The following is a 14,548-nucleotide window of genomic DNA, read 5'->3' as shown; positions in this document are numbered from 1 at the left end:
GGGAGCGTCCATGGATCTGATCCTGCAGGAGCTCGGCACCGGACTGCCGGATTTCCGCCACATCGGCCAGGCGGTCATCCGCATCGTCGCGGCGATCGTGCTCGGCGCGGTGATCGGCTGGGAGCGCGAAAAGGCGCGCAAGCCCGCCGGACTGCGCACCCACATCCTCGTCTGCCTCGGCACGGCGGTGTTCGTGATCGCCTGCATCGGCGCGAACTTCTCCACCGAAGGACTCTCGCGCGTGATCCAGGGCATCGTCACCGGGCTCGGCTTCATCGGCGCCGGCTCGATCCTCAAGCTCAGCGCCGAACGCGACGTGCGCGGCCTGACCACCGCCGCCGGCATCTGGATGACCGCGGCGATCGGCGTCACCGTCGGTCTGGGCTGCCTCGGCATCGCCTTGATCGCCACCGCGGCGACCTTCGTGCTGCTGCGACTCGGCCTGTTCGCGGAAGACGATCACGCCGCGCCGCCGCGCGACGATACGAGCGGCGGCTGACGCGCGGCGCCGGCGCCATCGGCACCGGCACCGGCGCGGACGTCAGTCACCTGCCGCCCGGTCTCCCGCTGCGCGCTCGTGCCGCGCAAAGGCCGTCGTGCTGCCGTCGCGCGCGACCTGCTCGACCACGTACGGCTGCACGCGGCCGTCCGGCATTTCCATGCCGGGCGAACCGGCCGGCATGCCCGGCAGCACCAGCCCCTTCGCCTCCGGTTTCTCGCGTAGGAGCCGGCGCACGTCGTCCGCCGGCACGTGGCCTTCGACGAAGTAGCCGCCGACTTCCGCCGTATGGCAGGAACCCTTGCCGTACGGCACGCCGAGGCGCTGCTTGATCGCGTACAGGTCTTCGTCGTCGCGTACCTCGACGCGGAAACCGGCGCGGCGCATGTGCTCGACCCACAGGCCGCAGCAGCCGCAGGTCGAGCTCTTGTGCACGAGCACGGGCGGCAGCGCCGCGTCGGCCCTGGCGGCCTCGGCCGCGGCGAACGCGGGTGACGCAGCGGCACCGAAGGCGAGAGCGAGCCAGATCCGCGACGCGCGGACCATCCAACGAATCGACATGGCGTTCTCCTCAGCGCTTCGGTCGCGAGGACCAGTGGATGTGCGCGATGCGCCAGCCGTCCGCACCGCGCTGGAGCAGCATCGTCTCGGTGCTCAGCACGGTCGTCGGCTTGCCGTCCTTGCGGCCGTGCAGCTCGCTCTCGGTGCCGACCCAGGCCAGGTCGCCCTCGGCCTTGGCCGTGCGCCGCATCACCTGCGTATGCACCTGCTTCAGGAATTGCGCATCGTGCCTGGCGTGCCCGCCGAGATATTCGGCGCGCGAACGCTCGGCGCCGCCGTTCTCCAGGATCAGCACGTCGTCGGCGAGCAGCGAACCGGCGAGGTCGAGATCGCCGGCCTGCAGCGCGGAGGAAAACCGCTCGACCACGGCGACCGCCGGCTGCGCCTGCGCGCTGACGGCGTCGGCGACGGGCTCGGCGGACCTGGCGTCGTGCGCGTTCGCCGCGAACGGCAGGGCGAACGCGGCGGCGAGTGAAACGGCGATCGGCAAGCGGGGACTCATCGGACGGGACTTCATCGAACGTTCTCCTCGGTGGACGTCAGTGCGCATGGCCATCGTCGGCGTGCGTGCGTCGGGGCGGATGCACGTGCGTCTTGCCGTCGGCGTGCACGTGCGTGGTGCCTTGCTCGGCCGCGGCGGCGGGCGGTGCTTCGTCGTGCCCGTGCGGCGCACCCTCGCCGTGCGGCGCTTCGTCATGGGCGTGTGGCGCGCCCTGACCGTGCGGCGCTCCGTCGTGGGCGTGCGGCGCGTCTGCGTCGTGCGGCGTGGCCTCGTCGCCGCCCGCGTGCGAGTGCCCTTCGGTTTCGCCGCCGCCGTGCGAGTGGCCTTCGCTGCCCGCGACGAGCGCGTCGTAGGCGGCGCGGTCGAGCTGTGGCAACTGGCGCACGAACGCGGCCATGTTCCAGAGATGCTCGTCGCCCATGCTGCGCCCCCAGGCCGGCATACCGCTGGCCTTGATGCCGTGCTTGATGACCCAGAACGCCTGCGCGACCGGCACGCTCGTGCGCGTCAGATCCGGCGGCGCCGGATACAGGCCGCGGCTCAGCTCGGTCGGTTGCGCGCCCGGCTTCAGGTGGCAGCCGGTGCACATCGCGTCGTAGTTGCCGGCGCCGCGGCGGATGCGCGCCGGATCGTCGAGGCCGTCCGGCACTTCGAGCCTGCCCGCGCGCGCGGCGATCGAGCGCTCGCGCGCGAGTTCGAGCACGGCGTACACGGGCCGCGTGTGCGGCACGTCCGCAGCGACGTCGTAGACGCCGGAATACACCACGGCCACGCCGGCGGCGGCGAGCAAGCCGAGCATGAGCAAAGTCTTCGCTGTCGTGTTCATGCAGGCCTCCTCAGAACCAGGCGCGCAGGCCGACGACCAGACGCGTCTCGTCGGCTTTCTCGAAATGCGCGCGGCGATAGTCGGCGGTGCCGCCGAATGCGCGCTCGTAGACGACGCCGACGTACGGCGCGAGCTGGCGCGTGATCTCGTAGCGCAGGCGCAGGCCCACTTCCGCGGTGCTCAGACCCGAGCCGACGTGGCGTGCCGGATCGTCCTTGCCGAACAGTTCGACCTCGACCAGCGGCTGCAATACCCAGCGATGGGTCAGCAGCAGCTCGTACTCGGCCTCCAAGCGCGCCGCGGTCTGGCCGCGTTCGCCGATGTAGGCCATCGCCGAAACCTCGAACTTCTTCGGCGCGAGACCCTGCACGCCGATCGCGGCGAAGGTCTGCGATTCGCCCGGCTTGAAATCCTGGCGCACGCCGGCGACGACATCCCACCACGGCGAGATCGCGCGGCCGTACAGCAGGTCGAGATCGGCCGATTCGGTCTTGCCGTTTTCGCGCTCGCCTTCGCTGCGCAGCCACAGGCGGTTGATGTCGCCGCCGATCCAGCCGGTCGCTTCCCAGGCCTGGCCACCGCCGGAATCGGCACCGGATGCTTCCAGGCGATTGAGCAGGAAGTAGGAATTGATCGGCGAACCGTGCAATTCGTGGCCGTGCATGCCGGGCGGAAACGCGGCGGCACGATCGGCGTCGGTGACGGGCGGGATCGGCTCGCGCGGTTCGCTGCTCGCCGCCGGCTTGGAATGCCCCATCGCGGCGTGGTCCATGCCGGCGTGGCTGCCGTGATCCATGCTGCCGTGATCGACCGGCGCCGACGGCTCGGCTTCGCCGTGCTGTGCGTGTTCGCCGTGCTGTGCATGAGCCTTCCGCGACTCGGCATCGGTGGGCGCCTTGGCGCCGTGATCCATCGCGGCGTGGTCGTGCGCGGGCTCGGACTGCTCCGGCGCGTGCCCCTGGTGCTGGGAATGGTCCATGTCCTGCGCGAGCACGCCGCCGCTCGACAAGGCGAGCGCGAGCGCGATGGCGCAAGGCAGGAGGTTCGGATGATGATGCATGGCGTTCATTCCTCCACCCGCACTTCGCGGAACATGCCCGCTTCCATGTGATAGAGCAGATGGCAGTGGTAGGCCCAGCGGCCGAGTGCGTCGGCGCGCACGCGATAGCTGCGCTTGCTGCCGGGCGGCATGTCGATCGTGTGCTTGCGCACGAGGAAGTCGCCGCGCTCGTCCTCCAGGTCGCTCCACAGGCCGTGCAGATGGATCGGGTGCGTCATCATCGTGTCGTTGACCAGCGTGATGCGCAGGCGCTCGCCGTAGTTCAGCCGCAGCGGCTCGGCGTCGGCGAACTTGATGCCGTCGAACGACCAGGCGAATTTCTCCATGTGGCCGGTCAGGTGCAGCTCGACCGTGCGGCCGGGCTCGCGCCCGTCCGGATCCTCGAACAGCGAGCGCAGCGCGGCGTAGGTCAGCACCTGGCGGCCGTTGTCGCGCAGGCCGATGCCCGGATCGTCGAGCTTGGGCACCGGCGCCATCGTCTGCATGTCGACCAGCGGATTGTTCTTCTCGCTCGCCGGATGCGTCTGCATCGCCGCGCCGCCGTGATCCATGCCGGCCATCGCGCCGCCACCGTGGTCCATGCCCTGCATCGCGCCCATGTCGTGGCCGGCATGCCCCATGCCGCCGTGGCCCATGTCGGCCATGCTCAGGAGCGGGCGCGGATCGAGCGCCGGCACCGGCGCGCGCAGGCCCTCGCGCGTCGCCAGCGTGCCGCTGACGTAGCCGGTGCGGCCCATGTCCTGCGCGAAGATCGTGAACGCGTCCTGCCCGGACGGCTCGACGATCACGTCGAAGGTCTCCGCCACCGCGATGCGGAATTCGTCGACGGTGACCGGATGCACGTACTGGCCGTCGGCCGCGACCACGGTCATCTTCAGGCCCGGAATGCGCACGTCGAAATACGTCATCGCCGATCCGTTGATGAAGCGCAGCCGCACCTTCTCGCCGGAACGGAACAGGCCGGTCCAGTTGCCGAGCGAGGTCGTGCCGTTCATCAGGTAGGTGTAGGTGTGGGCGTTGACGTCGGACAGGTCCGTCGGCGTCATGCGCATGTCGCCCCAGGCGAGGCGGTCGGCGAACGTCGCGTCGAAACCGTCGCGGCGCACGTCGCGGAAGAAATCGCCGAGCGTGCGCTTGGCGTAGTTGTCGTAGGACGACATCTTCTTCAGGCGCCGGAACAGCGCGTTCGGGTCGAGGTCGGTCCAGTCGGTCAGCAGCACGACGTAGTCACGCTCGTAGCGGAATGGCTCAGGTGCCGCCGGATCGATGATCAGCGCGCCGTACAGGCCGGCCTGTTCCTGGTAGCCGGAATGGCTGTGATACCAGTAGGTGCCGCTCTGGCGCACGTCGAAGCGGTACTGGAACATCTCGCCGCGCGCGATGCCGTTGAAGCTGAGGCCCGGCACGCCGTCCATGTTCGCCGGCAGCAGGATGCCGTGCCAATGGATCGAGGTGTGGTGGCCGTACACCGAAGCGGCCGGCAGCGCGTTGGCGACGCGCAGGTTCACCGTACTGCCTTCGCGCCAGCGCAGGATCGGCGCGGGCACGGAGCCGTTGACCGTCGCCGCGTAGCGCGTGCGCCCGGTGAAGTTGACCGGCGTCTCGCCGATGCGCAGGTCGAACTCGGTGCCGGCGAGCACGTTCTGCTCGCCGGCGCCTTTCAGCGCCCAGCTGGTGCGCGGCCGCAGGCCGAACGCGGCGAGCGCGCCGCCGGCGGCCAGCCCTTGCACGAAACGGCGCCGCGTCAATGCGCGCGGCGCATCGGCGTCGCCGCCGAAGAAATCGAAAGACATGAATGGAACTCCGAAAGCCTATGAACGACCCGCTCGAGCGGGAATCACCGTCGTGTTCGTCGCTGCGCGGAACGCCCGGAAGTCCATCACCTCTCCCGTTAGCGGGAGAGGTCGCGCCGACGGCGCGCGTGAGGGAAATCGAAGCGGTACGCTCCGCTTGCTCTCACCCTGCTCGTTTCCGCAAACGGGAAAGCAGACAGCGCCGGGCGGCAAGCTGCGGACGCGACGAAACGGCGCCAAAGGCGCCGCGGACGCTCAGGCGATCGGAGGTCGAGTCGGGAAGGCCAGCGCCGGAGCCACGTGTCCGGCGGAAGGCGGCGGCGCGAGATGGCCGTGCAGGAACACCGGCGACAGCTGCGCGACGGCGAACAGCGCCGTCGAACCGCTCTGCGCGCAGGCGCAGCCGCAAGCGGAGGAGTCGCAGCAGTCCGGCTTCGCGTGGTCGCTGCACGGCGGCGCCGTGGCGTGACTGTCGTGGCCGGCGTGCGGATCCGCCGTCGCTTCGGCCATCGCACTCTGAGCGCAATGCTTGGCGGCCGCGGGTTTCGATACGGCCGCGTGATGCGCTCCGTCCATCGCACCGGCCATGCGCGCGGACGCCGCCACGCTGCCGATCCCGTTCAGGACCAGCACCAGGCTCAGCAGCAGTCGCAGCAGGGCGGCGGAGGCGGACATGCGGCCAACGATACCGCATCGCGCGCACCGCCGCCCGCTCGCGCGTTACGGCAGGCGCGCGGCGACGCGTGCCGCCAGCGCCTTCAGGAGTTCGACGTCCTTGTCGCGCTGCGCCTGATCGCGCGAGCCCTTGTAGCTGCTCGCCTTCAAGGTCAGCGTCAGCGCGCCCTTGAGCATCGCGACTTCACCCGAGGCCGCCTTGATGCTCGCCTGCTCGGCCGTTCCCAGTCCCGGCAGGTCGGCGTCGCCGCGGATGACCTTGTACATGCGCTGCGCGTACTCGGGCTTGGCGGCCATGTCGGCGATGTTCAGGCGGATCGAGGTGGTGTTGATGTCGCGTCCGCCGCTGACGTTCCTGGTTTCGGTGGCGGTGTAGGCGCAGCCGATCGGATGCGGCAGCGGCACGGATTTCTGCTCGCGCGACTCGCGCGTCAGCATCGCCATGCGCTTGTCCGGACCGTCGATGTCCAGGCCCGGATAGACCGCTTGCACGTCTTCCTTGGTCAGCATCGCGCACGCGTCGGGCCACTGTTCCGCCGGCGCCTGCATCGACTCGCGCGTATCGGCCGGAATCTCGATCTTTTCGTTCCTGGCGATGGTGCCGTCGCCGGGCCCCATGCCGGCAGCATCGCTCCAGCGGCTGGCCGCCTGCCGCGCCAGCGCCAGCGCGTTCGGCAAGGTCTGCGCCGAGTAGGTGTCCAGTTGCACGTCGAAGAACAACGCGCCCTTGCGTACGTAGACGGTCGTCTCGCGCTCGGAAACGTCCTGGAACGCCTCGTCGCCGATGCCGTCCACCTTCTCGACCGTGGCCTTGCGCATCGCGGCCGTGTCCGATCGCGACTTGAAGCGGTCGGCGAAGTCGCGCGGCCCGGCGCCGTTGTCGAGGATGAACAGCCAGGCGAACTTGGTCTGATCGCCGGTCGTCCGCGGATTGGGCACGCGCACCCGGTAGGAACAGTTCTCGACGAACTGCGGGCCCTTCGACAACGCGCTCAGCCTCGGCTCGTCCTTCTTGATCGACTGCCCCGGGAACAGCGCCTCGAGGTCCGACTGCGGCAGCAGGGCACAGGCATCCGGCAAGCGGGCGCCGGCCTGGGCGGCGAGCACGGCCGGAACCGCGGCGAGGGTTTCACGCACCGAATCCGCCTGCGACGGCGGGCAGACGAAGACGGCGGAACACAGCAGCACGAGCGAACGCACTTTCATGCACGATCTCCTGACGGACATGGATTTCCACGATCCCGGTTCATGGCCGGGCCTCGGCGGTGCCCGCCGCGCTCGTTCGCCGATTCGTTCCGGCCGATACGTGCGCGGTTCGACGCCGCCAGCCAAGGATTCGCAGTCCGGCGGCGAAACGGCTCATGCCCGCGCAGGCCCATGCGCAAGTCACTGACGGCACGACGAAATCGACCCCGTTCGCGCAGCCGAACGCACCAACCGTCGACACTTGCACGCAGCCCGAGGCGCGCCTGCGTTTAGGATAGGCCGCCCTTCCGATCTGGAGCCGTCATGCAGCCTTCCGCAGCCCGGCGCGCGCTCGCGCTGACCGCCCTCCTCCTGGCCGCCTGCGCACCGGTCGAGAAGAAAGCTCCGGCGCCCGCCGCCGCCAACGAGAAACCCGCAACGATGAGCGACGACGCCTATCTCTGGCTCGAGGACATCCACGGCGAAAAGCCCCTGGCCTGGGTGCGCGCCGAGAACGAGCGCACCGCGAAGGCCTACGCGGAGACGCCGCAGTTCGAGACGATGCGCTCGCGCATCCTCGAAGTGCTCGATTCCGACGCGAAGATTCCGTTCGTCGCCAAGATCGGCGAGCGCTACTACAACTTCTGGAAGGACAAGGCGCACCCGCGCGGACTGTGGCGGCGCACGACGCTGGCCGAGTACCGCAAGGACCAGCCCGCCTGGGAAACCGTCATCGACGTCGACGCGCTCGGCAAGGCCGAGGGCAAGTCCTGGGTCTGGCACGGCGCGCAGTGCCTGAAGCCGCAGTACCGCCGCTGCCTGGTGTCGTTGTCGCCGGGCGGCGGCGACGCCGACGTCGTGCGCGAATTCGACCTGGTCGACAAGAAATTCGTCGCCGGCGGCTTCGAGCTGCCGGAAGCCAAGACCCAGGTCGCCTGGATCGACGCCGACCGCATCTACGTCGCCACCGACTTCGGTCCCGGCTCGATGACCAAGTCGAGCTATCCGCGCATCGTCAAGGAATGGCGGCGCGGCACGCCGCTGTCGTCGGCGACGCTGGTCTACGAAGGCACCGACGATGACCTCGCGATCTCGGCCTATCGCGACCTCACGCCCGGCTACGAGCGCGATTTCGTCGTGCGCACGATCGACTTCTTCACCAGCGAGACCTTCCTGCGCGGCAAGGACGGCAAGCTGACCAAGATCGACGTGCCGCTCGACGCGGTGGTCGGCACCGAGCGCGAATGGCTGCTGATCCAGCCGCGCACGGCGTGGACGGTGAACGGCAAGACCTACCCGTCGGGCTCGCTGCTGGCGACCCGCTTCGACGACTACGTGGGCGGCAAGCGCGAGATCGCCGCGTTGTTCACGCCGAGCGAGACGACGTCGCTGTCGAACTACTCGTGGACGCGCCGTCATCTGATCCTCGACGTGCTCGACGACGTCGTCAGCAAACTCGAAGTGCTGACGCCGCCGAAGGGATCGTCCGGCGAATGGCAGCGCGCGCCGCTCGGCGGCGCGCCGGCGCTGTCGACGATCGAGGCCGGTGCCGTCGACGCCGACGCGGACGACGCGTATTTCCTCACCGTCAGCGGCTTCCTCGACCCGACCACGCTCTACTACGGCAGCCTCGGCGACGGCGAGGCGACGCCGATCAAGCGCGCGCCGGCGTTCTTCGACGCGTCCAAGAACGACGTGCAGCAGCATTTCGCGACCTCGAAGGACGGCACCCGTGTGCCGTATTTCGTGATCGCGCCGAAGGGTATGAAGAGCGACGGCAGCAATCCCACGCTGCTGTACGGCTACGGCGGTTTCGAGGTGTCGCTGCAACCGGCCTACAGCGGCAGCGTCGGCCGCTCGTGGCTGGAGCGCGGCGGCGTCTATGTGATCGCCAACATCCGCGGCGGCGGCGAATACGGGCCGCGCTGGCACCAGGCCGCGCTGAAATCCAATCGCCTGCGCGCCTACGAGGACTTCGCCGCGGTCGCCGAGGATCTGGTCAAGCGCGGCATCACCTCGCGCGCCCATCTCGGCGCCGAAGGCGGCAGCAACGGCGGCCTGCTGGTCGGCAACATGCTGACGCTGTATCCGCAGCTGTTCGGCGCGATCGTCTGCGAAGTGCCGCTGCTGGACATGCAGCGCTACACCAAGCTCTCCGCCGGCGCCTCGTGGATCGCCGAGTACGGCGATCCGGACAAGCCGGAGGAATGGGCCTACATCCAGAAGTTCTCGCCCTATCGAAATGTCGAAAAGGGAGTGGACTACCCGCCCGTGCTGTTCTACACAGCCACCAGCGACGATCGCGTCGGCCCGGTGCAGGCGCGCAAGATGGCGGCGAAGATGACCGAGCAGCTCGGCTACCGGAACGTCTGGTTCTACGAAAACACCGAAGGCGGCCACGGCGCCGCCGCCGACAACCGGCAATCGGCCTTCATGCACGCGCTCGCCTACTCCTTCCTCTGGAACCACCTCGCGCAGGCCCCGCAATGAAATCCGCCCTTCCGCTGTTCGCACTCCTCCTCTCCGGCGCGCTGCACGCGGCCGGTCCGGCCACCGTCGACGAGGCGCTGGCGCAGGCGAAGAAGGCGCACCAGCCGGTGCTGATCGATTTCAGCGCGCCGTGGTGCTACTCGTGCTACTTCATGGCCACCCACGTGCTGAACGGCAAGGAATGGGACGCCCTGCATCGCCAGGCGGTGATCGCCGAGATCGACGCCGACTCTCCCGACGGCAACGCCTGGATGAAGAAGCTCACGGTCAAGGCGCTGCCGGCCTACGTCGTGCTCGACGAGAACGGCGCGGAACTCGGCCGCATCCTGGCCGAGCAGCCGCGCGAGAAGTTCTATCCGAACGTCGAGAAGATCCTCGCCGGCGCGAGCACGCTCGACGATCTGAAGCGCAAGGCCGCGGCGGGTTCGTCCGACGCGATCGCCGGCGTGCTCGGCTCGTACCAGGCGCGCGGCGAAGGAAAGTCCGGGCTCGACTGGTACGCCGGCCTGCCGCCGAAGGTTCGCGCGGACGCGGCCAAGGACAAGACGATCGCGCTCTGGCGCGACCGCCTCGAACTCGCGCGCGCCGACAAGGCCGAGGACAAGCCGGCGACGGTGAAGGCCGCGCAGCGCGTGCTCGCCGGCGACATCGGTTGCGACCGGCCCTACGTCCTCGACCAGCTGCTCGAAGCCAGCGAGAAGCTGCCGAAGGCGCAACGCCGCGCCGCGCTCGCGCCGCAGAAGGCGCCGCTCGACGAGCTGCTGGCCAAACAGGTCTTCGTCGCCGCGCCGGCCTGCGCCGATCAGCGCAGCAGCGTGATCGCCGCCGCCGACCTCGATGCCGCGCTCGGCGACAAGGCCGCCGAGACCGCGGTACTCGACCATGCCATCGACGACACGCGCACACGCCTCGGCGAAGACCTGAAGAAGGACCGCAACGCCGCCGACAACCTGCGCGTATACCTGATGCGCGCCAAGCGCGACGGCGAACTCGACGCGCTGTATCCGAAACTGATCGCCGCCTATCCGGACGACTACGTCTACCCGTACCGCTACGGCAAGAGCCTGCTCGACCGCGACCAGCCGGCACAGGCGCTGCCGCTGCTCGAGCAGGCCGCGGAGAAGGCCTACGGCGTGAACCGCCTCGGCGTCGCCACCCTGCGTGTGAAGGCGTTGAAGGCGCTGCATCGCCAGGCGGACGCTGACCAGGTCGCGGCCGACGCGCTGGAGCAGAACGGCCAGTGGTTCCCGGAGCAGGTGGCGAAGCTGAAGGAAGCGCTGAAATCCTGAGCGCGACGGCGGCACGCCCCTGCCGGGGGACGCTGCCGCCGTCTCGTCACTGAATTGCTGCGCCGCAGCAGCCTGCATTATCCTTCGCGCCCCTTCCGGGCTTCGTCCGGAACCCCCGCAATCAGGAGCAAGCTGTGGCCTTGGAACGCGTTTCCGCCGGCGCCGACGTGCCGAACGAGATCAACGTCATCATCGAAATCCCGAAGGACGCCGAGCCGGTCAAGTACGAAGTCGACAAGGCCAGCGGCGCGATCTTCGTCGACCGCGTGCTGTCCACGCCGATGCGTTATCCGTGCAACTACGGCTACGTGCCGCAGACCCTCGGCGGCGACGGCGATCCGCTCGACGCGCTGGTGATCCTGCCGCTGCCGCTGGTGCCCGGTTCGGTGATCCGCTGCGTGCCGGTCGGCATGCTGAAGATGACCGACGAGGCCGGCGGCGACGAGAAGCTGGTGGTGGTGCCGGTATCGAAGGTGTTCGCCGGCTACGCGCACATCACCGACATCCAGCAAGTCTCCGCCCATTGGCTCGATCGTATCGGCCACTTCTTCGAGCACTACAAGGATCTGGAGAAGGGCAAGTGGGTGAAGATCGAGGGCTGGGTCGGCGCCGAGGAAGCCAAGCGCGAGATTCGCGCCGGCGTCGACCGCTACACGAAGGCGAACTGAGGTCCGGTTTTCCAGAGCGCGCGTAGCTCCCTCTGCTCGCTCGCAGCTAGCTCGAAGCCTCGACCAAGGTCATTCCCGCGAAAGCAGGAGGCGCGACAGCCCAAGGCTGATCGTCCATGAAGCGAGCGGGAAAGGCCCCGTGGATCCCCGCGTTCGCGGGGATCGCGCCGACCGCTGCAGGAGAGGGGAATTCCTCACCCGCTCCCGGCGCCGAAGAACTCAGTCGTCGGAGAAGTCCTCGGCCGCGTCGCGCGTATGCGCGACCGCCGGGTCGATGCCGGAGGCGAGCGCCTCGCGCACGTTCCAGATCGACACCTCGCCGCCGCGGAACGGCTGCGTGAACACCGGCGTGGCGCGGAAGCGGAAGCGCCGGTAGAAGGTCATCACCAGGCCGTCCGGGTGCTGCTGCGCCCAGGCCTCGAGCAGCTTGGGATCCTCGATCGCCGGGATCGGCTGCTTCAGCCGGCCGGCGAACTCGTACACGCCGTGATGCCAGCCCAGGTGCACGATCGCCTGGCCGCGCTGCTGCGCCTGGGCAAGCCTGGCGCCGATCGCCTCGAGGTCGTAGCGCTGGCCCGGCCCCTCGATCACCGCGAACTTGACCAGCAGCGCGACCGACAACATCGCCAGCGCCGGCAGCATCGGCGTGCGCGCGCGACGCACGAACACCAGCAGCAGCACGCCGAGCACGGCCAGCGCGATACCCCAGCCCGGTGTAGCGTCCTCAATGTAGCCGAGCCGCTGGCGCGACGCGGCGAAATACGGCGCCGCCGCCAGCACCAGGCCGAGCGCGACCAGGAACCACGCGAACAGGCCGCTGCGCACGCGCAGCGCGCCGCGGTCCAGCGCGAAGGCGAGACCGAGCGCGACGCCCGGCACCGCCGGCAGCAGGTAGTGCGGCTGCTTGCCGCCGATGCAGGAGAACGCGACGAAGGTCGGCACGACCCACACCAGCGCCAGGCGCAGCGCCGGCGCGCGCGCGAGCGCGCGCAGCGCACTCCAGCTGCCGCGGATCACCAGCGGCCACGGCAGCAGCATCAGCGGAAAGATCACGAAGTACCACCACCACGGACGACTGTGCGTGCTGGCGCCGACCACGCCCTCGATGCGATCGAAGGTCTGGTTCAGGAAGATCGCGCGCGCGTAGTCGGGCCCGCCGTGCAGCGCGGCCGGAATCGCCCACGCCAGCGCGAGTGCGGCACCGAGCAGGAAGGCCAGCGCGAACGCGCCGAAATAGCGCGCGCGGCGTCCGTCCAGGCGATCGCTCCACCACGGCGCGCCGAGCGCGACGATGGCGACGAACAGCAGCATCACCGGCCCCTTGACCAGGATGCCGAGCCCGATGGCGACGCCGGTCAGCGCGATGCCGCGGCGCGTGCGCCCTTCGGCGAGATCCACCAGCCCATGCACGGCGAGCAGCACGCAGGTGGTCAGCGGCACGTCGAACATGATCGCGTTGGCGAACGCGGCGAAGTAGATCGCGCCGAGCAGGAACCACATCGCGTTGCGCGCGGCGGCCTCCGAGCCGCCCATGCGCAAGGTCAGGCGCTGCACCAGCAGCAGGCTCGCGATCGAGCACAGCAAGGTCATCGCGCGCGCGGTCCAGGCGTGAACGCCGGTGACCAGCCACCCGGCGTTGATCAGCCAGAACAGCAGCGGCGGCTTGTGCGCGTAAGTCTCGCCGTTCAGATGCGGCACCAGGAACTCGCCGGTCTGGCGCATTTCCCAGGCCACCGCGAGATAGCGCGTCTCGTCGATCGGCACCGGCACCAGCAGCCAGACGATCGGCAGCAGCAGCAGGATGCCGAGGAACAACGGCTGCTCGAGCAGCCTGTGCCAGGGCCCCTGCGGCGAAATGTCCGGACTGGAAAGCTGCGGCGTTGAACTCACGGATGTCGCTGCCGGTTGCGCGGGGAGGCGCGACAGTACACGAAGCGTGAACGGCGCGCAGGTGCGAACCGGCGCGCCCGGGACCTCAACCGCGCTTGAGCAGTTCGCGCAGTTCGAGCACGGCGGCGTTCGCGCGCGAGACGTAGTTCGCCATCACCAGCGAATGGTTGGCGAAGAAGCCGAACGGACGGCCGTTCAGCACGACCGGACTGCCGAGCGGCTTCTGCGATTCTTCCAGTTCGCGGATGACCTGGTCGAGGCTGATCAGCGCGTTCTTGTCGTGCAGCACCGGCGCGAAGTCGATGCGCGCCGCCTCGAGCTGCTCGCGCAGCGCCCAGGTGTAGCCGCGCGCCTCGTAGAAGTTGTCGTCGATCTTCGTCCACGGCGTCTGCACCAGACGCGGGCTCGGCGCCGGCTTGGACTGCTGCGCGTTGCGGTCGCCGGCCAGGTCGGTGTCGATGCGCACCTGCCCGGCCGCGGCGGACAGCCGCTGCGACAGCGAGCCGAGTCGCGCCGACACGGTCTGCAGATAGTCGGCCAGATTGTCGGCGCGCGCGTAGAACTGCGCGTTGCTGGCGTCGTGGTCGGCCAGCCGCGTCAGATAGCCGTCGACGTGCGCGATCGCCTTGCGGTACTGGCTTTCCGAACTCGGCAGCAGCCAGCGGTCGTTCGGCGAACTGAACAGCGGCTCGGCCTCCTGCAGGTCCTTGTCCTCGACCGACTGCGTCTGCGAGCGGCTCCAATCGTTGCGCAGCGTGCGCGCGAGGTCGCGCGTGGCGGTCAGCACGCCGAATTCCCAGTTCGGCACGTTGTCCATCAGCACGCCGGGCGGGAACTTGTCGTTGCTGAGATAGCCGCCGCGCTTGTCGAGCAGCGTCTGCGCGATCGTGATCAGCGTCGCCGTCGTCACCGAGCCGGTCACCACCGACTGCTGCTTCGCCGCGGCGCGCGTCTGCGCTTCCTTGGCGACGTCGAAATGCGGCGGTTCGTAGTCCCACCACCACATCAGCGCCAGAACGACGACGACGTAGGCGGCCAGCGCCACGCCGAGGCCGCGGAACATCCAGTGACGCATGCTGTTCACCCCGCTTCCGTCCACGACTGCCCTCG

At 69.3% G+C, this 14,548-nt stretch carries 13 protein-coding genes; 4 read left to right on the top strand and 9 right to left on the bottom strand.

Annotated features, from left to right (window positions below; translation table 11 throughout):
- Positions 1-10 precede the first annotated feature (10 nt).
- Positions 11-499 carry an MgtC/SapB family protein gene (locus tag J7520_RS04605; protein ID WP_291184643.1) on the top strand — a complete coding sequence of 163 codons (489 nt, stop codon included), beginning with the start codon at positions 11-13 and terminating at the stop codon, positions 497-499.
- Positions 500-541: 42 nt separating this feature from the next.
- Here the strand turns inward: J7520_RS04605 and J7520_RS04600 are convergent, their stop codons facing one another.
- From J7520_RS04600 to J7520_RS04570, 7 genes are all read right to left on the bottom strand, one after another.
- A complete protein-coding gene (locus J7520_RS04600; RefSeq protein WP_291184640.1) occupies positions 542-1,060 on the bottom strand; it encodes a DUF411 domain-containing protein in 519 nt (172 codons plus the stop codon).
- Positions 1,061-1,070: 10 nt separating this feature from the next.
- Positions 1,071-1,577: a nuclear transport factor 2 family protein gene (locus J7520_RS04595; RefSeq protein ID WP_291184638.1), complete on the bottom strand. Its 507-nt coding sequence runs from the start codon at positions 1,575-1,577 to the stop codon at positions 1,071-1,073.
- A gap of 22 nt (positions 1,578-1,599) precedes the next feature.
- Positions 1,600-2,388 (bottom strand): cytochrome c, encoded by a 789-nt coding sequence (locus J7520_RS04590; RefSeq protein ID WP_291184635.1) that lies wholly within the window; start codon positions 2,386-2,388, stop codon positions 1,600-1,602.
- A gap of 10 nt (positions 2,389-2,398) precedes the next feature.
- On the bottom strand, positions 2,399-3,448 hold the full coding sequence (locus J7520_RS04585; protein WP_291184632.1) for a copper resistance protein B: 1,050 nt from the start codon (positions 3,446-3,448) through the stop codon (positions 2,399-2,401).
- Positions 3,449-3,453: 5 nt separating this feature from the next.
- Positions 3,454-5,241, bottom strand: a complete 1,788-nt coding sequence (locus J7520_RS04580) for a copper resistance system multicopper oxidase (RefSeq protein ID WP_291184629.1) — start codon at positions 5,239-5,241, stop codon at positions 3,454-3,456.
- Positions 5,242-5,496: 255 nt separating this feature from the next.
- Positions 5,497-5,916 (bottom strand): CopL family metal-binding regulatory protein, encoded by a 420-nt coding sequence (locus tag J7520_RS04575; RefSeq protein WP_291184627.1) that lies wholly within the window; start codon positions 5,914-5,916, stop codon positions 5,497-5,499.
- 45 nt (positions 5,917-5,961) lie between these two features.
- Positions 5,962-7,122 carry a hypothetical protein gene (locus tag J7520_RS04570; protein WP_291184623.1) on the bottom strand — a complete coding sequence of 387 codons (1,161 nt, stop codon included), beginning with the start codon at positions 7,120-7,122 and terminating at the stop codon, positions 5,962-5,964.
- 303 nt (positions 7,123-7,425) lie between these two features.
- Between J7520_RS04570 and J7520_RS04565 the strand changes: the two genes are divergently transcribed.
- The 3 genes from J7520_RS04565 (at position 7,426) to ppa (ending at position 11,548) form a co-directional block, all read left to right on the top strand.
- The gene (locus J7520_RS04565) at positions 7,426-9,591 is read left to right on the top strand and encodes a prolyl oligopeptidase family serine peptidase (RefSeq protein ID WP_291184621.1); all 2,166 of its coding nucleotides are present in this window, start codon (positions 7,426-7,428) and stop codon (positions 9,589-9,591) included.
- Positions 9,588-10,880: a thioredoxin family protein gene (locus tag J7520_RS04560; protein WP_291184618.1), complete on the top strand. Its 1,293-nt coding sequence runs from the start codon at positions 9,588-9,590 to the stop codon at positions 10,878-10,880. Before J7520_RS04565 ends, J7520_RS04560 begins: the two co-directional genes overlap by 4 nt.
- Before the next feature lie 134 nt (positions 10,881-11,014).
- Positions 11,015-11,548, top strand: coding sequence for an inorganic diphosphatase (gene ppa / locus J7520_RS04555; protein WP_291184615.1), 534 nt, complete (start codon positions 11,015-11,017; stop codon positions 11,546-11,548).
- 219 nt (positions 11,549-11,767) lie between these two features.
- Here the strand turns inward: ppa and J7520_RS04550 are convergent, their stop codons facing one another.
- Both J7520_RS04550 and J7520_RS04545 read right to left on the bottom strand, forming a co-directional pair.
- Positions 11,768-13,438, bottom strand: coding sequence for a glycosyltransferase family 39 protein (locus J7520_RS04550; RefSeq protein ID WP_291184612.1), 1,671 nt, complete (start codon positions 13,436-13,438; stop codon positions 11,768-11,770).
- An 85-nt stretch (positions 13,439-13,523) separates the two neighbouring features.
- Positions 13,524-14,513, bottom strand: coding sequence for a DUF2333 family protein (locus J7520_RS04545; protein WP_291184900.1), 990 nt, complete (start codon positions 14,511-14,513; stop codon positions 13,524-13,526).
- Positions 14,514-14,548 lie beyond the last annotated feature (35 nt).

Origin of the sequence: Dokdonella sp. (genome assembly GCF_017744955.1) — a bacterium.
Classification (GTDB): Bacteria; Pseudomonadota; Gammaproteobacteria; order Xanthomonadales; family Rhodanobacteraceae; genus Dokdonella_A.
The sequence above is the reverse complement of the archived record's forward strand: the minus strand, read 5'-3'. Positions and strand labels throughout refer to the sequence as shown.